The sequence below is a fragment of the Williamsia sp. Y721 genome, assembly GCF_059683565.1.
This window is the reverse complement of record NZ_JCASNH010000002.1, coordinates 401,154-424,043: the sequence shown is the minus strand read 5'-3', so window position 1 is coordinate 424,043 and position 22,890 is coordinate 401,154. Positions and strand designations below refer to the sequence as shown.

Genomic DNA, 22,890 nt, shown 5'->3' with positions numbered 1-22,890 from the left:
AGAACTGATGAACCTTGAGGGAAGGTCTGTAGATTCCTGTCAGTTTCCTGTCAATGAAGGATCAATTGTCCCCGCGGCGAATTCAGAACGCGGTGCGCTCGAGCCAGGTCTCCCAGATCTGCTGATCGCCAAGGACCTCGACGTTTGCTTCGGCAGCCGATAGGCGACGAGTCAATGCCAGCAAGAGATCCATCGCGCGTCCGCGTGCTGCGGCCCCGGCCTTGGTATGGCTGTTGTCCCAGATGATCGCATCGTCACCGCGGCTGATCGACCATTCACCGGCGCTGCCGAGGCTGTCTTCGAAGGCGTGCAGGTGCAGGGTGGTCCCGGCGTCGAGTGGGGCGGGCCTGCCAGAACCCGACTGGGCCAGGAGGTCGAGCCATTCGGATATTCCATCGGCGGCAAGAGCTGGGCTCAGCTCGTAGGGAAGACCCAGTGACAAAGCGGCATCGGCCCGGTGGACCGTCGCCTCGTGGAGACGGCGGCGGATCCACCACGCTGACGGACGGGGGCCGAGGAAAGTCCAGACCGGGGTGTCCGGGCCGGTCACCGAGACGGCGTCGATCAACTTCTGGGCTCCGTCGTGCAGCCAGTCGATCGCCTGATCCGGATCGGCTGGCGGCTTTCCCCCGCTGACCGATCGCGGATCGAGTGGTTGCTCGCGTCGTTCGGCGACGATCGCAGCGGCCCATCGATCGCCGCGGCCGACATGGCGAAACAGTTGCTGGACGGTCCATTCCGGACACGTCGGCACTGGATGGGCCGGATCTGCCTGCCGGATCAGTTCGCCGAACAGGCGGTTCTCTTCCACAAGCGCATCGGAGTAGTCCATTCTCGGACAGTACCGCTTCCGGTCGGGGGTGGGTCATGCATCCCGATGCCTCGCGGTTTCACCTCCCTAACGGCCACCGAGCGCCGGTACCCCGGACGATGTGGGCGGCAGCGTGGTCAGCAGCGTGGGGGCCAGCGTGGCTGCGTCCGGATTCGGCCGCGCCAGAACGTATTTGCGCACCTCTCCTGAGGGTCCGGAAACAAGAAGATCCGCACCGGTGGTCGTACTGGTGGTCGCGACGTGCACGCCGCCCGCGGTGTACGGCTCAAATGAAGCGATCACCCTGAACTCGATCGGACCATCGTGGTGGCCGGGGCTCTCCAAATACATGGCCGGGGCGCCGTCGAGGCGCGAGCCGCTCGAGAACACCTTCACTGATCCGGCGCCAGTGCTCATGCCGGCGATGATGCTCTTCGCGCCACCCTCTGCACCGGCGACCCAGCCCGTGGACAGTGACACACCGCCGGTGTAGGACGGATCGAATGCGAGGAACTCTGACGTCACGGTTGGCGCGATGGCGTCCGCGGGATCGACGGAATGGGCTGAGTGAGTGTTCGTTCCGGTTTGCTGGGCTTTGGCCGTGGGTGTGTACAGGTCGTACCGGAAGGTCTTGATCAGTGGCGCGTCACCGGCGCCGGGCGCGGTCACGATACTGTCCCGGCCGGAGGCCGCATCCACCATGCCGGTTGCCACGCTCACGCCGGTCTGCGAACCGGGATACGGGGTGAAGCTCGACCACACCTTCGGTGCGGTGGTCTTGTTTGCAGGGAGATCCGACGAGAAAATCTTCACCTGCGTTTCGATACCCGAACCGGAACCCACGATGATGTTGTCTTTCAGGGCATTCCCGTCCACATCGGCGCCGGCAACGTTGACACCACCACGGAAGTCGTCGTCGAACGGAGCGAACCGGGTCAGCTCCTCGGTGAAAGGTGACGGTCCGGCGCCGCTGTACGCCACCACCTCTGGTGCCACACCCGCTCCGGTGCCCGCGACCAGATCGAGAATCATGTCACCGTCGACGTCCGCCATCGCGACGGTGGGCGATCCTTTGTATCCGTCGAACGGGGTGAGCGTCGCGACCGGCTTGTCGCCGTCGCCGTTCATGATCTGTACCTTCGCCGGGCCGGTCGGTGAACGATCGACGGCCACAGCGTAAGTCGATTCCTCGGGGATCACGTTGATGATCGCCATCAGTCCGTTGTCCTCGTGGTTGAGACGGTGACAGTGGATCACGTAGCTGCCGACGTAGTCGGTGAATGTGCTGCGCAGTGTGACCGATGCAGGTGCCAGCGGGTTTTCCTGGTCGTCGGTCACCGGTGCCGGAACGTTGATGTTGTCGATGCCCCACGGTTGGACGCCGGTCGTCACACCTGACACCGGATCGACGATCTCCATCACCTGGAAATCGTTGACGTGGATATGCATTGGATGCTCGTCGTTGTTCAGGTTGACGACTTTCCACTCCTCGACGGAGTTCAGTCGCGGCTGGATCAACGGGATGTTGGGGAAGAGGTTGGAGTCGAACTCGTATGTGAACGACTTCGGATCGCTGTTGCTGGCCAGGTCGTTGCCGAACCCGCCGCTGATCACGAGCTCGCGATTCACGTCGACCGGCATCGAGGCGGTGTCGACAAACGACGTGTAGGCGTCGAGCTGTTGGCCGATGGTGAGGTCGGTGGTTTGGCCCGTTCCGCGATCGGGTGTCGCCTGGATCAGTGTTTGCGTCGGGAAGGTGAAGAACCCATCGGCGTAGCTGATGTACTGCGGATCGAGGGTGACCGTGCCCAATTCCGCAGGCGGGTTGTCGGTTCCGTTGTTGGTGTACAGCACGCCGTGGTTGATCACGGGCTTGGCATTCTCGAGCGGAGGCATCTCGAGCACCAGATCACCCGTGGTCGGCATCGTCACGGCGATCGCGTACCGCGAGGCCGGTGGGACCACCAGGCGCGTGCCATCGCCGTCGACCGGGCCGTGGACCTCGGTGTACGGATTACCGTCCTGCCCGACGATGGTGAACTTCGGGTGATTGCCGGTCGCGGTCTCCGTCAATTGCAAAGGCATATAGGCGAAGTCGCTGATGTTGGCGACGACCCAGATCTCCGTCTGGCCCGGTTTGATCTTCAGCTCGGGCTGGAACTGACCGTTGACGGTGAACTGGACATCGCGCTCGTTGTCGGGAAGATCCGGATTCGCCGGGATGGTGGTCTTCTCGCCGGTGAACGATTGCAGGTTTTGCGGGACCATCTGGTTCTGGCCGCGATGGTTGTCCGGTGACAGCGGCCCGGAGTACCAGTTGGTGAAGTACTGCGCACCCTCGCTGGTCTCGGAGAAGTTCACCGGCGCAAGGACGGGCCGATAGGTGCCGTCGGCGAGCTCAGAGTCCGAGGGCGGTGTCAGTGTGCTCACGAACTGCGGCCAGTTCGGGGCGTTCAACTGGTTCCCTTTGCCGGCGCGGTCGAAGACGAAGTTGTACTGCAGCGCCATGTCCCGGATGGGGATGTCGTTCTCGGTCACGATCGGGAGATCGCCGTCCGGACGGCCGATTTCGAGTAGTCCGGCCAGGCCCATGTACGTCTGCTGTGCGGTCAGCTGGTGCCGGTGGCTGTGATACCAGTACATCCCGTTCGGCATGTCATCGGGAACCTCGTAGGTGTAGGTGTTGCCCATACCGGCCGGGATGTCGAGTAACACGTTGTCGGCGTTACCTTCCGGGCTCACGTGCAGCCCGTGGGTGTGCAGGTTCAGCGGTGTGGATTCCTGTGCCGCCGGGTAGATCGGCACCTCCTCGCCCTTGGCGGTGTACGAGGGATCGAAGTAGTCGGCGATCGTCAGATCCTGAAGATCGTTGTCGTAGTGGACGATCAGCGTCTCACCGGGATCGACGCGCAGGGTCGGGGCAGGATAGAGGTCAGAGGCGGACATCTTGCCGTTCGACGGCGAGCCCTTGATGACGTCATAGCCGTAGACGAGAAAGCCGTCGACCGGGCCTGATGCGGTGTCGAGGGCGATGGCGCCCTGGTGTGCGGAGAGGCGCACTTCGAGAACACCGCCCGCCGCAGTCAGTTTCACCGGTTCGCGGTAGGGGACGGGGCTGCCGCCGGATCCATGGTTGGCACCGGGGCCGGCTTCGGTTTTCGATGACGAACATCCGGTGAAGATCAGAACGATCGACAATATGATCACCGAAATGGCTACAGATCTCTTGCGCGACACAAACACTGTGGTCCTCACCATCGACGATGAGCGAACCTTACGTGCTTCCCGAGGATTCCACAGTGTGAATTGTCAATAGAGCGCAGGATTTTCGATCGGAGAACAAAAACGCCGGACCCGATGATCTCGGGTCCGGCGGCTTTGTTGTTCAGCGCGTCAGCGCGTCAGTGCATCAGTGTGCAATGACGGGTTCGGCGTTCGGGTCGATCTCCGGGATCTTGTTGGGATACAGGACACCGGCGACCAGTGCGCCGAGCGCGAAGAAGCCGGCAGCCCACCAGAATGCGGTGTGATAGCTGGCCATGGACGCGCCGTCGGCGATGGCCTGCATGCCGTCGGGGCCCGACGGGCTGTGGCTGCTGACGTAGTTCTCGGCCGCGGTTGCGGCGAAGCTGCTCAGCAGTGCCACGCCGATGGATCCACCCACCTGCTGCGCGGTGTTGATCGTGGCCGAGGCGACTCCGGAGTCACTGGCTGCGACGCCGTAGGTCGCCAGGCTGATGGCGTTGGCGAAGACGGAGCCCAGGCCGATGCCGATCATGATCAGGCCGGGGACCACGCTGGTGACGTAGGAACTGTCGACCTCGATGTTGGTCAAGTACGCCATGCCGATCGCGCCGACCGTAAGGCCGACCGCGACCATCACTTTGGGGCTCAACCGGGTGATGAGCACCGAACCCGAGATCGCCGCTGTGATGGCGATGGACAGGACCATCGGGAGGAAGGCCAGACCGGTTTCGACCGGGCTGAATGCGAGGGTCTTCTGCAGATAGAAGGTCAAGAACAGGAAGACCGCAAACATGCCGATCGAGGAGATGAGCATGACGAGGTAGGACGCGCCGCGCATGCGGTCGACCAGGATCCGCAGCGGTAGCAGTGGATGGGCAACCTTGGTCTGAACCCAGGCGAAGGCAACGAGAACCACGAGTCCGATGACAAGGGGGAGCAGCGTCAAGCTGTCGGTCCAGCCCTTGGTCTCGGAATTGGCGAATCCGTAGACGATGAGGAAGAGGCCGACGGTGACCAGTATGGTCCCGGCCCAGTCGATCGGAGTCCGGGTGGGGGCCTTGATGTGCTTGGGTAGCAGCACGATTGCGCCGATCAGGGCGATCAGGGCGAAGATGACGTTGACGTACAGGCACCAGTTCCACGAGATGTACTCGGTGAGAACGCCTCCCAGCAGGAGGCCGATGCCGGCACCGGCGCCGGCGACGGCCCCGAAGATGCCGAAGGCCTTACCGCGATCCGGCGATCCGGCGAACGTCACGGCGAGCAGTGAGAGTGCTGCGGGCGCCAGCAAGGCGCCGAAGACACCCTGCAATGCACGTGCACCGACCAGGACCTCGAAGTTCGGTCCCCAGCCGCCGAGTGCCGATGCCGCTGCGAAGCCGATCAACCCGACGATGAAGGAGTTCTTGCGACCGAACAGGTCGTTGATCCGACCGCCGATCAACAGCAGGCTGCCGAAGGCGAGTGAGTACGCAGTGATCACCCATTGCCGATCGCCATCACTGAAACCCAGGTCTTCTTGGGCTTCGGGAAGCGCGATGTTCACGATGGTGGCGTCCAGGACGACCATCAGCTGGGCGACAGCGAGCACGGCGAGGATCAGCCAGCGATGATTGGAGCCGGTCGATTCTCGCGACGGCGAAGTTTGGGTTGTAGACATGTTCTCTTTCAAAAGACAGAAACGGAATAGGCAATTCCGCTAATGGTATCAGAACGGAACCAGTGATTCCACTTAGCGCTATGCTGTAGCCATGGCTGAGATAGGGGACACGTCCGACGTGCTGCGGGCCGATGCGAGGGAGAACCACCAACGCATCCTCGTGGCCGCTCGGGAGGTGTTCGCGGCCCAAGGGCTCGGTGCGAAGTTGGCCGACGTGGCCAGTCACGCCGGTGTGGGCGTTGGCACGATCTATCGGCGGTTCGAGAGCAAAGAAGGGCTCATCGAGGAGCTCTACGCAGCGCGACTCGGAGATGTGGCGGCCATGGTCGGTGAGGCCGAGGCGCTCGCCGATCCCTGGGAGGGTCTACTCCACTTTCTGTATTCCAGTGCGACGATGATGGCCGACGATCGCGTAATGAGGGATCTCGTGTTCGCCGGTGCGCCGTCGATTCCACAGACGTCGGGTGCCAGCATCGAACTGGCCGAACACATCACCGAGGCTCAGGCCACCATCAACGATGCCGCCGAACACCTTGTCCTGCGGGCGAAGGAGGCCGGTGAACTGCGCGCCGATTTCGAGGCCACCGACCTTCCGGTGCTGGCTTTTTCGATCCAGGCCACCGCTCAGTTCGCGAGGTCGCACAACCCGGATTTGTGGCGCCGGACGATGGGCATGATCATCGACGGCATCCGGGCATCGCGAACCCGGCTGACGCCGCTGGAGAGTCCGGCGCTGACGTCGGAGCAGTTGTCAGAGATATTTGTTGCCCATCAGATCGGAAAGTCCATCTGAGGGTCACAAAGTCAGAAGGGTCGCTTCGTCTACCCGCAACCGGTGACTGGTGTCGAAGCGACGTGTCAGTGGGTAGCCCACGGTATGAATTGTTCCGTAGCTCAACGGCATCCATAGTTTGGGCTCGTGATTTTTGACATGAGCAATGGAACACGGACCTCGGGCCCGGACTCGGGAGGCGGCACCGGGAGGCACGGACCTGCTGCCCTGCCGTCTGCTCCTAGCGGGGTGTTCCATGCTGACCGGACACCGCTTGAACGGGTTTCGACCGGATCCGTCTGCACTACTGCAGCTGGTCGCGGCGGCGTGTCAGGAAGGCAGCCTCCGCGGTGTTGCCCGCCACTTCGATGGCTTTGTCATACGCCGCGCGGGCATCCTCGCTGCGGCCCAGCCTGCGCAGAAGGTCGGCGCGGGTTGCATGGAAGGCGTGATAACCATCCAATCCCTTTTCAAGTCGGTCGACGATCGCAAGTGCCACTTCCGGGCCATCTAGCTCGGCGACCGCGATGGCCCGGTTGAGGTCGATGATCGGCGACGGGTCGACTTTGACGAGCTGGTCGTAGAGGGCGAGAACCTGTGACCAGTCGGTGTCGCGGATGTTAGGGGCGGAGGTGTGCACGGCGCCGATTGCTGCCAGGATCTGGTAGCGACCCGGAGCCTCCCCGGCGGCGGCCAGGCGCTCGCGCACCAGCCGATGACCCTCAGCAACTAGCACCGCGTCCCATTCCCCTCGGTCCTGCTCATCGAGGGGAACCAGTTCGCCGTTTGCCGAGATCCGAGCGGTGCGGCGGGCCTCGGTAAGGAGCATGAACGCCAGCAATCCGGCCACCTCACCATCCTCCGGCATGAGGGCACGGACCAGGCGAGTGAGCCGGATCGCCTCGACCGTCAGGTCAGCACGTACCGGGTCGGTGTCGGGGCCGGTCGCCAGGTAGCCCTCGTTGAAGACCAGGAAGAGCACGGCGAGGACACCGGAGACGCGGCCAGGGAGATCCGCCGCAGACGGCACCCTATAAGGGATGCGAGCTGCCTTGATCTTGGCTTTCGCACGGGTGATCCGCTGTCCCATCGTGCTGTCGGGCACAAGGAAGGCGCGGGCGATCTCAGGGACGGTCAGACCGCCGATCATGCGCAGTGACAGCGCCACCCGGACCTCCATCGCCAACGCCGGATGACAGCAGGTGAAGATCAACCGGAGCCGGTCGTCAACGATGGCACCGATCGACTCGGGTGGAGCGTTGTCGCACACCATCTGTGCCTCTTTGTGCTTGTCGTCGCGTTTGTTCTCGCGCCGTATGCGATCGATGGCCTTGCGGTTGGCGGTGGTGGTGAGCCAGGCGCCAGGATTCGGTGGCACGCCGTCGGCCGGCCACCGCGCGACGGCTGTCGCGAATGCCTCGGCCGCAGCCTCCTCCGCGAGGTCGAGGTTGCCGAAGCTTCTGGTCAGCCTGGCGACCAGCCGGGCCCACTCGTCACGATGTGCCCGGGTGATTGCGTCCTCGACGTCGCTCACTGGAACGGTCGCACCTCGATCTTCCGATCGCAGATCTTCGAAGCCTCGGCGGCGAGGGCGAGTGCCACATTCAGATCGGGCGCCTCCCACACCCAAACACCGGCGAGGTACTCCTTGGACTCCACGAACGGTCCGTCGCTGAACATCGGTTGCTCGCCCCGGTTGTCGATGACCGTGGCCGCGTCTGTGTCCGCGAGTCCGCCTGCGAACACCCAGTAGCCATCGGCGATCAGTTGTTCGTTGAACACGCTGATCAGCGACCGCCTGTCCGTGCTGCCGGGATTGCTCTTGTCATCGATCACGGAAACTAGGTACTGCATCTGAGGACCTCTCCTATGGGTTTCAGGACATTGTGTAACGCCGGTCAGGTACTTCAGCCTGCTGCATATTGCGGCCGCCCGGCCGGCCAGTAGACCTGGATCGCAACGCCCTTTGAGTCGACTCGCGATTCGACCAGATCGAGCGCAAGGTCTGGACCGGTCTCCGGGAACAACCGCGCGCCCTGGCCGAGGATCACGGGGACGACAAGCAGGGTCATCTCATCGACCAGATCGTTCTCTAGCAGCCACTGCGTCAGCGCGCCACTGCCGTGCACCTGCAGCTCGCCCCCCGGCTTGGCCTTCAGATCTGCGATAGCGGTCGCGAGATCACCGGAGAGGAACGTTGTGCCCGCCCATTGCGAGTCGGTGAGCGTGGTCGACGCCACAAATTTAGGTGTCTCATTCAACGCCACACCGATGGGATGGCGTTGCATATCCGCAACTGCTCCCCACGAGCCCGCGAACAGCTCGTAGGTCCACCGACCGAACAAGAACGCGTCGGCGCGCTGGAAGGTCTGGGTGATGAATGTCCTGGTCTCGTCGTCACCCTTCCCCAGCGCCCATCCGCCGCGCTCGAATCCGTTCCTTCGGTCATCCGACGCACCACCGTTTCCCTGCATAACCCCATCGACGGTGACTTGCGTCATGGTCGTCAATCTCATGATCACGGTTCCCCTGCACTTGGGGCCGCCCTGGTGGACGACCTCTCACTACTCCTACGAACACCACTGCCCCGATCCGACACCGACTCCGGATCTCTTTCGAACCATGCGTCTGGACAGATGGCGTTACGTCGGCGCACCAGCCAGTGGTGCCGTTCATTGGGCCCTCGTCAGTTGTCAGTGCGGGCCACCGGGATGCGAGAGGTCGTAGGCGCGGGAGACCTTCGCTGGGACGACCATGCGCCAGGCATCGACGACGAGCTCGCGGGCCTCGGTCGGATCCAGGGCCGCAAGATCGGCGTGGATCCAGTTGAAGCGCAGGTCTGACTCCGAGGGCATCTGGAACTTGCGTGGATCCGCCGCGACTAGCGCTGCCCGCTCCTCCTTCGGGAACGCGAACCCCATCACGCTCTCGTCGAGCGAGAACGCGACGTAGACCATCTGACCGACGCGGAATTTCAACCGCCCGCGCACGTAGGCATGGTAGGAGCGCTCCAACTCTGCGCCCAGCGCTCGTACGTCGTCGATGACCGCCATGTTCAGAGTCCGTTGGGCGTGTTCGACACGGAGCGATCCGCTATCGGTGGGCAGACCGTTGTGCGGTCAAGCTTCACAGCCGCACCTCCTCAAGTCTTCACGTAGCCGCGTGCCTCGACGATCCTGCCGTCGCGGATGCGGATGAGGTTTACGCCGCGGACCCAGTCATTCTCGCCACTTCCCCAGCGCAGGATCCACGGTGCCACGGCGAGATCACCGAGGATTTCCGCGGGCTCGGTCGAGAAGTTGAGGTCCGCGTTGCCCGCGAGTTCGGACCAGCGCGCTGAACAGGCTCGACCGCCCTCGTGACGGGCTCCGTCGGGAGCCGGGCTCGTGTCCTCGATGACGCATTCGTCTGAGATCAGATCCTCCAGGAGCGTTGGATCATCCAAACGGAATGCCTTGATGTATCGGTCTATGACCTCATGGATGGTGCGGGGTGTGGTTTCGGTCATGGTGGCGCCTCCTCATGTGTAGTGGGTCATTCCGTCAAGAGTGAGCTGCGTGATCGTCGTAAGTTTCATTTCTTTTGTTCTCCAGCTTCGGCACCACGTTGGCACTTTTCACCTATTCAACGAACGACTCCGCTCGGATCCGACACCAGCCGAAAAAGACTTCGTTCGGACAAGAAGTCTCACGGTGGACAGTCCGAGTCTCGAGCCGCTTCTTTCTCATGAAAGGCCGCTTTTCACTAGCGCGACAAAATCAAGTGCTAGGAGGTGTGGTTCGGCATCATCGAACGTCAACCGTCTCTATCTCCATCGCCAGAGGGGTAGAAAGGTGTTCTTGCTCATGGTGACCCTCCCGGCCTCGCTTGCGGGTCGTCATCTTGAAGGACGAGGAAATCCTGTTCTCGGTCATCTAGACCGCCCGGCGCATCATCGAATATGTGTGCAGCAGAACGGCAACGGCCTGTTCCTCGGCCGCCGACCCGCCGAGCAATCCGGCGGCGTGCACCCGCTGCAGTCGACGGTCCAGTTCGGAGGCAATGGCGTTGCGGTCGGCGTGTGGCGGCAGCCCCACGCGGCCACCGATCCCGGAGCCGACCAGGACTTGTCGAAGCTCGCCCACCCAGGGCGATTCCGGATCGGTCTGCGTCAGGGACCCCAGTGCTTTGAACTCGGCCATCGTGTGGGCCTGGGGACTTCGGCGCACCTGGCGCAGGATCGACCTGATCTGCCCGCCCGCGGGATGGGTCAGGGCCAGGTGCTCGACCTGGGTGCAGGCGGCCACCGCCCGGCTGATCAACACCGATCGGGTCAGATTGACGTCGATGTTGGCGCGCAGCTCGTCCACCCTAGAATGTTGTTGCAACCAGGCGTTGACGGCGTACGCGCCGCGGGTGGCCACGGTGCGGGTGTGCCGAAGGCCGTACTCGCCCAACAGGTCCAGCAATCGGTCGCGTTGCGCGTCGGTGCCGATCGATGGTGTCGGGGATTCGAGCCAGCGCTCCAGCTGTGGGTCGGAGAGGCCGGCGAGCGCGGCCAGGGCATCGGCGTCGGATTCGGTGAACTGCCCGGTTTGCGCGGTCTGGGCCAGAAGGCCCGCCACCGGTTGCACGGTGAGGAGGCCGGCAGTCAGTGATGCAGCGATCGCATCGGACTGCTTCTGCGCTTCCTCGATCGGATCGGCATCACCAAAAGCGCCCTCGCCGAGGGTATCTGCTTTGGCCAGCACCCCGATCGTGTTGACTGCAGAGAAGCCGAGGTCGTGCAAGAACTGCACCTCGTCGGCGCGGGGGGTCGCGTCGAAGAGGAAGATCGCCGCATCGGCGTTGACCGATGCCTCGCGGGTCTGTCCGAAGCCGTCGATCAACGCCCGGCGGGTGGCCTGCTCGTTGCCGGTGGTGATGGTCGCCAGACCCGGAGTATCGATCAGGATCATGCTCTGCAGCAACCGGCTCGGGAGGTAGCGGTTGACGTAGGCGACGTCTTCGGCGGCAACACCGAGTTCGGTGACCCGGCCGTCGGTCAACGGTGCACTGCGGCGGACTCCTCCAACGGTGACGACCTCGGCCCGCGAAGGTGCGCCATCTTGGTAAACCGCAACAACTTTGGTGCATTCGGTGGCGGCGGTATCGGCAACCCGGTCACCGATCAGTGCGTTGACAAGCGTTGATTTCCCGGCCTTGACCCGCCCGACAACCACCACCCGAGGTGGAGCCCACAGGTCATCACGGATGCGTGCGGTGGCCTGCGCCAGTGGCCGGTCGATCTGTGCGATCTGGGCGAGGGCGCCGGTCAGCTGGTCGCGCAGGGCATGTGGCCGGGTACGCCGGACCGGTGGCCGGGTCACAGGGGTGCGCTCGCCTTCTTGAGTCCGCCGATCGCGGTGTCGAGTTGTTCGATGAGCGAGACGATTTCGGTCTGGCGGCGCGTGAGCCCGCGCACGCGCTTGTCCCGGGTCGCCTTGTCCTCCTTGGCGGCCTCTGCGCCGGCACTGATCTGTTCGCTGATCTCCTCGGTCTGGGCCCGCAGGTGCCGTCGATACGCCACCACGATCTCCGGGCGCGCGGTGGCGACGGTGCGGTCGATCACCCGCAGGGTCGACTTACTGGTGAGTCCCAACGTTTCCCGGAGCCAGGTGATCAGATGCTGGCGGCCGTTGCGCATCGCGCGGTACCCGAGGTTGACCGACAGCCAGACGCCGCCGGCGACCAACCCGATCGGCAACACCGCGGCCATCGCAAGACTTCCGAAGATGGCGCCGCCGACCATGCCGCCGGTCAGCAGATTGGCACCCATGAACCCCATCATCATCGCGCTGGGGTCCACCACATCTTTCCACTTCTTCTGCACCTCAGGCGAATTGATGTCCTCGGCCACCAACGTGGCGGCCACCGAGTTCATGATGTCCTCCCACTGTTCGTCGTTGCCGAACAGTTGTGCCACCACGTCGTGCAACGCCGAGGCGAAGGTGTCGAAGGACCGGGCCCCGGCAGCCTGCAGATCGGAGGTGATCGCGGCGGTGAAGACCTGGGGCTGCTTGCGCAGCATCCGCCAGCCCTCACCGTTGATACGGCCGGTCCAGTCCTCTTTGATCCGGTTCAGGTCGCCGTCCAACTGGGCGGTCGCCCGCTGCCGGGCCAGCGTGATGTCGCGGGACAGGTGCTGGTCCCATTCGGTGCCGTGGTCGCGAAGCTCCTTGAGCCGCGCCTTCTTCTGGTTCAGATCGTCCAGCGCGGACGAATCACCCTGAACCAGTGCGATTTCCGTGTCGAGGCGGACCTTCATCCGGTGCATGCCGCTGCGGCACACCTGCAGTCCGTCGAGCATCGGGGAGATCTCGCCGAACTCGAGCAATCCGTTGATCGCATCGCGTAGGGCTTCGATCCCGGAGGCGGTGAGGATCTCCTCACGGTGTGCGGGGTCCTGGTCGAGAGCTGCCAGGGCCCGGGTACCCGACACCCCGATCACGGTGGCGGTCCGGCCGAGTTCGCGGCGCACGATCGAGCGATTTTCTTCGGCGATGGTCCGCCAGTTGCGGCGGTTCTTGTCGATCTTGGTCATCGCGACCACCACCGACCCGGAGGTCTCGGTGGCAGTCCGCAAGAACTCGACCTCGGGCGCGGTCAGTGGCGCGGCGCTGTCACAGACCATCACGATGGCCCCGGCCCGGCGAGCGGCGGTCAGAGCGAGCCGGGCGTGCCGGGGATCGAGACCACCGGCCCCAGGGGTGTCGACCAGCGTCATCCCGGGCAGATGCAGGGGATCGGCGGCCACCACCGCTTCGGTGGGCAGGGTCTCGATGGTGGGGTCTTGGACATACCGACCGCCCATCGTCACCCAGTCGGGCAATTCAGCCAGTGGGATCACGCGGTTGGCGTCGGGGAAGTCCAGACGCGCCGAGCCGGCCGCGAGAGTGTCGTCCGGCGGTGTGAACCAGACACTGGCGCTGGTGGTGATGTCGACACCGACCGGAGCCAGCGACCGTCCGAGCAACGCATTGACCAGGGTGCTCTTGCCGCGCTTCACCTCGCCGACGAACACCACCGCACCACCGGAATCGGCGGCGTGAAAACGCGCCTGGGCAAGGTCGGCCGCCTTGGGCTGTCCGTACTTACGTAAGGCCTCGGTGGCAGCGCCAAGCGCCTCGACCGCATCGGCGTTGGCACGAGTGGTCACAGTCACTCCCGGATCATCGGTGGGGCAAGGGCAAGGGTGGGGCAGGGTCAGTCGAAGGGACGGTTTCTTCACCGATGACTCTGCCGCATCCACCCTGGTCTGCGACATTGATCAAGTGACTGACATGAGCGAGCGCGACCTGGTTTTGCGCAGCCAAGATGGCGATCAAGCGGCCTTTGGTGAGCTGGTCACCCGGAACCGGGATCAGATCTGGGCGGTCTGCCTACGGATCACCGCCAACAAGTACGACGCCGAGGATGCGCTGCAGGATGCGCTGATCGCCGGCTGGCAGAACATCGGCAAGTTCCGCGGCGATTCGAAGTTCACCAGCTGGATGTACCGGATCGCTGCCAACGCGGCGCTGGCCGTCATCCGGAAGCGGCTCGACACCTCGGCGGACGGACCTCCCGAGTTCGAATCCTCGGCACCGCGGGTCGATGCCCAGGTCGCCGACGTCGACCGCGTGCGTGCGGCCTTGGCCCTGTTACCGCTGGAGTTCCGTGAGGCCATCGTCCTGCGTGAATTCGGTGATCTGTCCTATCAGGAGATCGCCGACCAGCAGGGCGTTGGTGTGCAAACCGTCAAAAGCCGCATCAACCGGGCCCGCGCCAAGCTCCTGGAAACCCTCGCCTGACCCTGCCGCACCCCGATGATGTGCCCTTTTGGCGGCGCCCACCTGGGCTTTTGTTCGCCAAAAGGGCACATCATCGGGGGCCGGGTCAGGTGAGTAGGTCGTCTCCGGTCGTGTCCGTGGGATCTGAGTAGTCCGCGTGGTCCGTGAAGTCGGAGTCGGATGAGTCTGTGGCGTCGGTGTCGGGGTCGTCACTGTCGAAGTCATCGGTGGTATCGCCGACAAACAGGTCGTCACTGGTCTCGTCTTGATCGTCCGGCAGTGTGCTTTCGGTCTCTGGAATCAGGTCCTCGAAGCCGGATCCGGTGTAGTCGAATGCGGCTTCGAGGGTCTGATCGAAGACCGCCGGATCAACCTGGTCCTGCGCCGCGATCTGGGAAAAGATCCCGTCGAGCTGGTCATCTGGGCTGGTCACGGTACTTCTCCTGGGTCGATGGTGCGTCCGCCGAAAAGATGGGTCGCCGGTTTGTCAGTAATAGGAGTCCGGCCGACCCCGGAATGTTCCCGCACGGTCACGACGTGTTTGGCGGTGTACCTGCCCGGCGAATCGGAGTAGCTCGACGGTTCGGTTACCCTGAACACCCGTGACCCCCCACAAATCCAGCCCTGATGCCGCGTCCGGCTATGACCTCTTTGTGGTCGGATCGGGATTCTACGGACTGACTGTTGCAGAACGGGTGGCCACCGAGCTCGGCAAACGTGTCCTGGTCATCGACCGGCGTCACCATCTCGGCGGCAATGCGTATTCCGAACCCGAACCCACCACCGGGATCGAGATCCACAAGTACGGCGCACACCTGTTCCACACCTCGAACAAGAAGGTGTGGGACTACGTCAACAAGTTCACCGACTTCACCGGGTATCAGCACCGTGTCTTCGCCATGTACCAGGGACAGGCGTACCAGTTCCCGATGGGCCTTGGCCTGGTCTCGCAGTTCTTCGGTCGCTACTTCACGCCGGACGAGGCACGCGCGCTGATCGCCGAGCAGTCCAGTGAGATCGATACCGCCAAGGCGACGAACCTCGAAGAGAAGGCCATCAGCCTGATCGGCCGCCCTCTCTACGAGGCGTTCGTGAAGCACTACACGGCCAAGCAGTGGCAGACCGACCCGAAGGAGCTGCCTGCGGCGAACATCGCCCGGCTCCCGGTTCGCTACACCTTCGACAACCGCTACTTCAACGACACCTATGAGGGTCTGCCGACCAACGGTTACACCGCCTGGCTCGAGAACATGGCGGCGAGCGACCTCATCGACGTCCGTCTGGAGACCGACTGGTTCGACGTCCGCGATGAGTTGCGGGCACAGAACCCCGACGCGCCCGTGATCTACACCGGGCCGCTCGACCGCTATTTCGACTACGCCGATGGCGAACTCGGCTGGCGAACACTGGATTTCGAGACCGAGGTACTCGATACCGGAGACTTCCAGGGAACCCCGGTGATGAACTACAACGACGCGGACGTGCCGTACACCCGCATCCACGAGTTCCGGCACTTCCATCCCGAGCGCGAGTACCCGACCGACAAGACGGTCATCATGCGCGAGTACAGCCGTTTCGCCGAGAACGACGACGAGCCGTACTACCCGATCAACACACCTGAGGACCGCGAGAAGCTCAGTGCTTACCGCGCACGGGCAGCCGCCGAGACGGCTTCGTCGAAGGTGCTGTTCGGTGGCCGTCTGGGCACCTATCAGTACCTCGACATGCACATGGCCATCGCCAGCGCCCTGACGATGTACGAGAACACGCTTGCGCCGCACCTGAAATCCGGTGCGCCACTGGCGACAGAGGTGGAACAGTGACCGGGACAGCAACAGGGACAGTGACAACGGAAGCCGAGCAGTCACAGAGCCCGCAGACCCACGACGCGGCAAAAACCTTGCTGCAACGCGTGATTCTCCCGCGACAGGGTGAACCGCTGGACGTCCGGTCGCTCTACCTGGTGGAGTCCGAGAACAACGCTCGACGCGCACATGCGCCGACCCGGACCTCGGTGTTGCTCGGTGCCGAGTCCGAGGTGAGCTTCCTGACCTACTTCAACGCTTTCGCTGCGTCGTATTGGCGCCGTTGGAGCATCCTGAAGTCCGTTGTGTTGCGTATCGAGGTCACCGGCGCCTGCCGTGTCGACGTGTACCGGTCGAAGATCGATGGATCCCGTATCGCGGTCGACGGCAACCTGGTTCCGATTGACGAAAACGGTGACGGTGTCATCGAATTCGAGGTCGGCCTGGAGCCGTTCGAAGACGGTGGCTGGATCTGGTTCGACATCACCACCGACACCGAGGTGGAGGTGCGCGCCGCTGGTTGGTACGCCCCGATCGATGCGCCGACCGGTCCGGAGACCAAGCGGGTGACCATCGGTATCCCGACGTTCAACCGCCCCACCGATGCGGTGAATGCGCTGCGCGCGTTGACCTCCGATCCGCTGGTCGATGAGGTCATCGACGCGGTGATGATGCCTGATCAGGGCACGAAGCTGGTCAAGGAAGAGCCCGGCTACGCCGAGGCCGCCGCCGCGCTCGGCGACCGGCTGCACATGTTCAAGCAGGGCAACCTCGGTGGTTCGGGCGGTTATTCACGCATCATGTACGAGGCGCTGAAGCAGACCGACAGCCCGTACGTCCTCTACATGGACGACGACATCAGCATCGAGCCGGATTCGATCCTGCGCGCTCTGGCGCTGTCGCGATTCGCCAAGTCGCCCATGCTCGTCGGCGGTCAGATGCTCAACCTGCAGGACCGCAGTCACCTGCACTGCATGGGTGAGGTCATCGACCACAGCAACTTCATGTGGACCAGTGCGCCGTACGTCGAGTACGACCACGACTTCGCCGAATACCCGCTGCGCGACCGGGAGAACTCCAAGGACCTGCACCGGCGCATCGACGTCGACGGCAACGGTTGGTGGATGTGCATGATCCCTCGTGAGACCGCGGAAAAGATCGGCCTGCCGATGCCGCTGTTCATCAAGTGGGACGACTGGGAATACGCGCTGCGTGCGGGCAAGGCCGGCTACCCGACGGCCACCATTCCCGGTATTGCCATCTGGCACATGGCCTGGAGTGACAAAGACGACGCCATCGACTGGCAGGCGTACTTCCACCTCCGTAACCGGTTGGTGGTCGCCTCGATCCACCACGAGGGTTCGATCAGTGGCATCCTGAAGTCGATGTCCAAGGCCACGGCCAAACATCTTCTGTGCCTGGAGTATTCGACGGTCGCCATCCAGAACGAAGCCATCCGTGACTTCCTGGCCGGACCCGACCATGTTCGGGACCTGCTGCCGACGGCGCTGCCGAAGATCGCGGCCATGCGCAAGCAGTACCCCGATGCGGTGGTTCTTCCATCGGCCACCGAACTGCCCCGGACCACTGGGGAGGCAACACGTTTCGGGATGAGCATCCCGACCAACCCGATCTCGAAGATCCGGTCACTCGGTGCTGCGGTTGTGAACAACCTCCGCCCGGCCGATCCGCGCCACCATGAGGTCCCGCAGGCCAATTACCCGCCGCTGCAAGCGCGTTGGTTCAGCCTCGGCCGGGTTGACGGGGTCACCGTGACCACCGCCGACGGCCGCGGAGTCGTGTACCGCCAGCGGGACCGGGACAAGATGATCGAGCTGGCCAAGGAATCAGCCGCCCTGATCAAGGAACTCCGCGCTCGCTTCCCCGAGATGCGAGAAACCTACCGATCCGCGCATGCGGACCTGACCAGTAAAGAAAGCTGGGAGCGTGTCTTCGGAATCGATTGAGGTCGAGCTGAGTCCCATCGGTGTATTGCGTGGCGAGACCAAGATTCTGGTCGGGATCCAACGTGCGCTGATCAACAAGCCGGGAGCGGTGACCGCTGCCCGGGGGCTCTCGCATTTCGGTGAGCACTCCCTCGGCTGGCTGGCTCTGGCCGCCGCCGGCGGGACGATCGCGCAGCTCCGGGGTGACAAGTCGGGACGCGACAAGTGGATCGCCGCCGGGGTTGGGGCGTTTGGCGCCCACGCCGCCTCCGTCGTGATCAAGCGGGTGGTCCGCCGCCGCCGTCCGAACGACCCGCGGGTCGAGATCGGTGTCGGAACCCCCAGTAAGTTGAGTTTCCCGTCCAGTCATGCGACATCGACCACCGCGGCCGCGATTCTGCTCGGCCGCGCGGCGGGCCTTCCGGTCGCGGCCCTTCCGGCGGTACTGGTGCCGCCGATGCTGATGTCGCGACTGGTCTTGGGCGTTCACTACCCGACCGATGTGATCGGCGGGGCGCTGATCGGTGCCACCTGTGCGGCCGCGCTGACCACAGGTGAAAGACTGATCCGAACTGAGAACCGAGGAGTGCAGTGAGCGAGGAGCCGATCGAGCACGGCGCGTTGCGTGGACCGCCGAAGAATTTGGCAACAGGCCTGGTCAAGGCCGTCAGGCCGCGACAGTGGATCAAGAACCTTCTGGTGTTGGCCGCACCGTTGGCCGCGGGGGCCGTTGACGAAGGCGACATCCTGGGCCGGACCGCGATTGCGTTTGTTGCGTTCTGTCTGGTCGCTTCCTGCGTCTACCTGATCAACGATGCCCTCGACGTCGAGGCCGATCGTAATCACCCGACCAAGCGGTTCCGTCCGATTGCGGCCGGAGTGGTTCCGGTGCCGCTGGCGTTCGCGCTGGCAGTGGTCCTTGGTGCGTTGTCCATCGGCATCTCGTTCCTGGCGAACTGGCAACTTGCCGCGGTCATCGGTGTCTATCTGGTGATCCAGCTCGGCTATTGCTTCGGGCTCAAGCACGAGCCCGTCATCGACATCTGCATCGTGTCGTCCGGCTTCCTGCTGCGCGCCATCGCCGGTGGCGTGGCTGCCGAACTGCCCGACGGTCTGTCCAAGTGGTTCCTGTTGGTGATGACGTTCGGGTCGCTGTTCATGGCGGCAGGCAAGCGGTACGCCGAGCTCCAGTTGGTCGAGCGCACCGGCGCCAAGATCCGTAAGAGCCTCGAGTACTACACAACGACGTACCTGCGATTTGTGTGGACGTTGTCGGCGACCGCCGTGGTGCTCTGCTACGGAATGTGGGCGTTCGATGCGGACAGCAACCACGACGACAACGTTTGGTATGCCCTGTCGATGGTGCCGTTCACCGTCGCAATCCTTCGCTACGCCGTGGATGTTGACGGTGGTCAAGCGGGCGAACCCGAAGAAATCGCGCTCGGTGACCGTGTTCTCCAGCTGCTGGCCATTGCCTGGTTAGTATGCGTGGGTGTCGCGGTCTATGCCATCAGTTGAACCAACGGTTTTGGGCCGCAGGATCAATCCGGCCACGATCTCACTGTCGATCAGTGCGGTCGTGGTCGGCGCCATCTTCGCTTACGGAGCATGGCAGCGTCGCTGGATCGCCGACGACGGACTGATCGTCCTCCGGACGGTTCGCAACCTGCTGGCAGGCAACGGTCCGGTCTTCAACAAGGGGGAGCGGGTCGAGGCGAACACCTCGACTGTGTGGACCTACCTGATCTGGTTCTGGAGTTGGGTGACCGACGCCAGGACCGAGTACGTGGTGTTGTGGATCGCACTCGTTCTGTCGGTCGCCGCCCTCCCGTTGGCCATGTACGGAACCGGGCGCCTGTACCGCATCGACAAGGGCCGTGGCCCGGTCAATCGCGGCTGGATGTTGCTGCTCCCGCTCGGTGCGCTCGTCTACATCGCCTTGCCGCCTGCCCGCGACTTCGCGACCAGCGGTCTGGAGACCTCGCTCTGTATTTTCTGGGCTGCCCTGCTGTGGTGTCAGTTGATCGCATGGAGTCAGCGAGAGACATCGACCAGACACCTCGGCCGGAAACAGACCATCACCACCCTGTTGCTCGGATTCACCGCAGGCCTGGCGCCGCTGATCCGGCCGGAACTGACACTCGTCGGTGGATGCGCTCTGCTGCTGGTGGTCTGTGCGCCGATGACGTGGCGGATGCGACTGGCGTTCGCAGCCGTGGCGGGTGTGCTCCCGGTGGCCTACCAGATCTTCCGGATGGGCTACTACGGCCTGTTGGTTCCGAACACGGCGGTGGCGAAGGATGCCAGCGGATCGAAGTTCGAACAGGGTTTCCGCTACCTCGGCAACATGTTCAGTCCTTATCTATTGCTGCTGCCACTGATCGTTGCGGTGGTCGCGGCCGCGGTGGCCTGGTACCTGCGCAGTCGGCAGGTCGATTCCGCAGCCGATTCGAACCGTGAGGACCAGGATCGGGGATGGCGGGCGCGGACCGCGATGGTCAGTCGCAGCCTGCAGACCCCGACGGCCGTTGTCGCCCTGATCATCGTCACCGGATTGGTCGAGGCGCTCTACTGGGTTCGCCAGGGTGGCGACTTCATGCACGCGCGTGTGCTGCTGGTTCCGCTGTTCCTGCTGATGCTCCCGGTGATGGTCATCCCGATCGTCATCCCGACCGCGCTGGGCCGCGACCAGATCGTCGGCTGGGTCGGAGCCGGCGTGATGGCCGGTCTCTGGGTGACCACCGTCGTATGGGCCGCCTCGACCGCGCATGTGGCCGGCATGACCAACGGCACCGAGATCGGCCGCGGTGGCATCGTCGACGAGCGGCGCTACTACATACAGAACATCGGCGTCGAACATCCCATCACCGCCGAGGACTATCTGAATTATCCGAGAGTCCGGGCGATGGTCGAATCGATCGCCGAGCATCAGGACACCGGTGGCGTCCTCTTGCCGTCTCCGAACTACAACGAGTGGTACTTCGATCCGCTGCCGGTGCCACCTCCGGACAATGTGGTCAAGCAGTTGACCGTGTACTACTTGAACCTCGGTATGACCAGTATGAATGCGCCGCTCGACGTCCGGGTCATCGACCAGATGGGCCTGGCATACCCGATCGCCGCTCACTCCGATCGTCTTCCGGACGGCCGGATCGGTCATGACAAGGATCTGGACCCGGAGTGGGTGATCGCCGAATCGGGCGCTTACCCGCGATACCCGGTGCTGCCACCCTTCATCAGTCAGGACGGGGTTCGGCAGGCGCAGGTGGCACTGACCTGTAAGCCCACGGAGGATCTGATCGCGTCGTACTCGGCACCGTGGACATTCGAACGATTCCGGCACAACGTTCGGCAGGCGGCCGGGTTCACGTCATATCGGATCGACCGGAACCCGCTGTACGAACTCCAGCGCTGTAATTTGCCGATTCCACCCCCGGTGCCCTGATCGTGACAATCAGATCCTGTGGACTCGCCAAATTGTTATCTGAAAGTAACCTGTGAATTTCGGCGTCGGAGCAGGTAGGGCGAGCGGGCTCGAATTGTGACGTAGCGCAAGGTCTCGGAACTGTAACGCCGGGTTTTGCTGGCGCGATAATGATGGAGAACCTGAATTTTGGCAGGTCGCGATGTAGTTCGGGGCGCGATGAATCCAGCCGTAGGGTTTGTCAGGCCGGGGCCTATCCAATAGGCTCCGTTCGTTGCCGGAGTGCGAGACCCATGTGTCGCCAAGCTGTGTAACAGCTGAGGGGCCTGGTGGTCCACCGGAGTGCTCGTGGCCGATTGATTTCCAAGGCACCCCAGCCGATGGCTGCGGTGCTGGACAGAAAGAGAGTTACATTCGATGCGCGTACGCAGACCTTTCGGGCGAGCGGGATTCGGTAAGCGATTCGTCGCTGCCTTCGCCGCAGTGGCGACCATCTCCGGAGTCGGCGTTGTCGCCGGTACCGGAACCGCCGCCGCCTGGGGCACCGGATCAGGCTTTTCGCAGTGGTATGCGGACGGCTGCGGTATGCCCGGTGCGGTGAAGGTCCGGTCGTGGACCAAGCCCGGCAACTACAAGACCGTTGTCATGCTCGACGGCCTCCGCGCAACCAACGACGTCAGTGGCTGGGAGCACGAGACCAATATTCAGAACATGGTCGACCGTGGCGTCAACGTGGTCATGCCCATCGGTGGCGCCGCAAGCTTCTACAGCGACTGGAATGCGCCCAGCAACTTCAATGGCCAGGATTACGCCTACAAGTGGAACTGCGTGATCACGCGTTCGCTGGTGAACGGGATGGATGAGCGCGGACTGCGTGGGCCCTCGGGCAAGTACGCAATCGCCGGAATCTCGATGGGCGGCAACGCGGCCCTGGTCATCGCCGCGAACAACAAGCAGAACTACTCCCACGCCTTCTCGATGTCGGGCTACCTGAACCTCTCGGCGCCGGGTATGAAGTCGGCCATCCGTGTTGCACTCCTTGACGGCGACGGCGGACCGTGGAACGCCGACAGCATGTGGGGTCCGCCGTGGAGCACCCGCTGGTACGACAACGACCCGTTCGTGCAGATCACCAAGATGCAAGGTCTGAATGTTCGCGTCGGCTCCGGTACCGGTATCCCGGGTGTGCACAACGTCAACGAGAATTTGGTCAGCATCGTGCAGGGCGTGCCGCTCGAAACGCTTGCGCTGGCGCAGACCCGTGCGTTCGAGGTCCAAGCCTTCGTCAACCGCGTCAAGCTCACCACCGATTACCCGCTCCAGGGCACTCACGCGTGGGGTTACTGGCAGGACATGATGTGGCGCGCACTGAACGACGGATGGTTCCGCGGATAGTTCGCCCGTGACCCTCTGGTCACAAAAATCACACCAGTAAC

The 22,890-nt window shown here is 63.5% G+C and carries 19 protein-coding genes; 8 read left to right on the top strand and 11 right to left on the bottom strand.

Translation table 11 applies throughout. From position 1 onward, the window contains the following. Positions 1–82: 82 nt before the first annotated feature. From AC56PL_RS10690 to AC56PL_RS10680, 3 genes are all read right to left on the bottom strand, one after another. Entirely contained in the window at positions 83–832 is a 750-nt protein-coding gene (locus AC56PL_RS10690) for a maleylpyruvate isomerase family mycothiol-dependent enzyme (protein ID WP_497153802.1), read from the bottom strand. A gap of 66 nt (positions 833–898) precedes the next feature. Continuing rightward, complete coding sequence (locus AC56PL_RS10685) at positions 899–4,069, bottom strand: multicopper oxidase family protein (RefSeq protein ID WP_497153801.1); 3,171 nt, start codon at positions 4,067–4,069, stop codon at positions 899–901. Positions 4,070–4,220: 151 nt separating this feature from the next. Beyond that, on the bottom strand, positions 4,221–5,717 hold the full coding sequence (locus AC56PL_RS10680) for an MFS transporter (RefSeq protein WP_497153800.1): 1,497 nt from the start codon (positions 5,715–5,717) through the stop codon (positions 4,221–4,223). 91 nt (positions 5,718–5,808) lie between these two features. Between AC56PL_RS10680 and AC56PL_RS10675 the strand changes: the two genes are divergently transcribed. Further along, positions 5,809–6,510: a TetR/AcrR family transcriptional regulator gene (locus AC56PL_RS10675; RefSeq protein WP_497153799.1), complete on the top strand. Its 702-nt coding sequence runs from the start codon at positions 5,809–5,811 to the stop codon at positions 6,508–6,510. 283 nt (positions 6,511–6,793) lie between these two features. Here AC56PL_RS10675 and AC56PL_RS10670 read toward each other — a convergent pair whose 3' ends face one another. The 7 genes from AC56PL_RS10670 to AC56PL_RS10640 form a co-directional block, all read right to left on the bottom strand. Beyond that, complete coding sequence (locus AC56PL_RS10670; protein ID WP_497153798.1) at positions 6,794–8,023, bottom strand: RNA polymerase sigma factor; 1,230 nt, start codon at positions 8,021–8,023, stop codon at positions 6,794–6,796. After that, positions 8,020–8,343 carry a YciI family protein gene (locus AC56PL_RS10665; protein ID WP_497153797.1) on the bottom strand — a complete coding sequence of 108 codons (324 nt, stop codon included), beginning with the start codon at positions 8,341–8,343 and terminating at the stop codon, positions 8,020–8,022. Before AC56PL_RS10665 ends, AC56PL_RS10670 begins: the two co-directional genes overlap by 4 nt. 53 nt (positions 8,344–8,396) lie before the next feature. Then, positions 8,397–8,990 (bottom strand): dihydrofolate reductase family protein, encoded by a 594-nt coding sequence (locus tag AC56PL_RS10660; protein WP_495513669.1) that lies wholly within the window; start codon positions 8,988–8,990, stop codon positions 8,397–8,399. Positions 8,991–9,182: 192 nt separating this feature from the next. Then, positions 9,183–9,542 carry an MmcQ/YjbR family DNA-binding protein gene (locus tag AC56PL_RS10655; protein ID WP_497153796.1) on the bottom strand — a complete coding sequence of 120 codons (360 nt, stop codon included), beginning with the start codon at positions 9,540–9,542 and terminating at the stop codon, positions 9,183–9,185. An 89-nt stretch (positions 9,543–9,631) separates the two neighbouring features. Continuing rightward, entirely contained in the window at positions 9,632–9,997 is a 366-nt protein-coding gene (locus AC56PL_RS10650) for a nuclear transport factor 2 family protein (RefSeq protein WP_497153795.1), read from the bottom strand. Between the two features lie 406 nt (positions 9,998–10,403). Continuing rightward, positions 10,404–11,837 (bottom strand): dynamin family protein, encoded by a 1,434-nt coding sequence (locus tag AC56PL_RS10645; RefSeq protein ID WP_497153794.1) that lies wholly within the window; start codon positions 11,835–11,837, stop codon positions 10,404–10,406. Further along, positions 11,834–13,672 carry a dynamin family protein gene (locus tag AC56PL_RS10640; protein WP_497153793.1) on the bottom strand — a complete coding sequence of 613 codons (1,839 nt, stop codon included), beginning with the start codon at positions 13,670–13,672 and terminating at the stop codon, positions 11,834–11,836. Before AC56PL_RS10640 ends, AC56PL_RS10645 begins: the two co-directional genes overlap by 4 nt. Positions 13,673–13,790: 118 nt before the next feature. Between AC56PL_RS10640 and AC56PL_RS10635 the strand changes: the two genes are divergently transcribed. Beyond that, positions 13,791–14,300, top strand: coding sequence for a sigma-70 family RNA polymerase sigma factor (locus tag AC56PL_RS10635; RefSeq protein ID WP_495513664.1), 510 nt, complete (start codon positions 13,791–13,793; stop codon positions 14,298–14,300). An 85-nt stretch (positions 14,301–14,385) separates the two neighbouring features. Here AC56PL_RS10635 and AC56PL_RS10630 read toward each other — a convergent pair whose 3' ends face one another. Continuing rightward, positions 14,386–14,712 carry a hypothetical protein gene (locus AC56PL_RS10630; protein ID WP_497153792.1) on the bottom strand — a complete coding sequence of 109 codons (327 nt, stop codon included), beginning with the start codon at positions 14,710–14,712 and terminating at the stop codon, positions 14,386–14,388. Positions 14,713–14,881: 169 nt separating this feature from the next. On the opposite strand from AC56PL_RS10630, the gene glf reads away from it, so the two are divergent. The 6 genes from glf to AC56PL_RS10600 all read left to right on the top strand — a co-directional run bounded on the left by glf (position 14,882) and on the right by AC56PL_RS10600 (position 22,849). Next, positions 14,882–16,102 carry a UDP-galactopyranose mutase gene (gene glf / locus AC56PL_RS10625; protein WP_497153791.1) on the top strand — a complete coding sequence of 407 codons (1,221 nt, stop codon included), beginning with the start codon at positions 14,882–14,884 and terminating at the stop codon, positions 16,100–16,102. Between the two features lie 20 nt (positions 16,103–16,122). Beyond that, positions 16,123–18,051, top strand: a complete 1,929-nt coding sequence (locus AC56PL_RS10620) for a glycosyltransferase (protein ID WP_495515954.1) — start codon at positions 16,123–16,125, stop codon at positions 18,049–18,051. Further along, positions 18,032–18,625, top strand: a complete 594-nt coding sequence (locus AC56PL_RS10615) for a phosphatase PAP2 family protein (RefSeq protein WP_482136763.1) — start codon at positions 18,032–18,034, stop codon at positions 18,623–18,625. The genes AC56PL_RS10620 and AC56PL_RS10615 overlap by 20 nt, the downstream gene beginning before the upstream one ends. After that, positions 18,622–19,548, top strand: a complete 927-nt coding sequence (locus AC56PL_RS10610; protein WP_497153790.1) for a decaprenyl-phosphate phosphoribosyltransferase — start codon at positions 18,622–18,624, stop codon at positions 19,546–19,548. The genes AC56PL_RS10615 and AC56PL_RS10610 overlap by 4 nt, the downstream gene beginning before the upstream one ends. Next, entirely contained in the window at positions 19,535–21,475 is a 1,941-nt protein-coding gene (locus AC56PL_RS10605; protein ID WP_497153789.1) for an arabinofuranosyltransferase AftB family protein, read from the top strand. The genes AC56PL_RS10610 and AC56PL_RS10605 overlap by 14 nt, the downstream gene beginning before the upstream one ends. Before the next feature lie 396 nt (positions 21,476–21,871). Beyond that, complete coding sequence (locus AC56PL_RS10600; RefSeq protein WP_495513659.1) at positions 21,872–22,849, top strand: alpha/beta hydrolase-fold protein; 978 nt, start codon at positions 21,872–21,874, stop codon at positions 22,847–22,849. Positions 22,850–22,890: the final 41 nt, after the last annotated feature.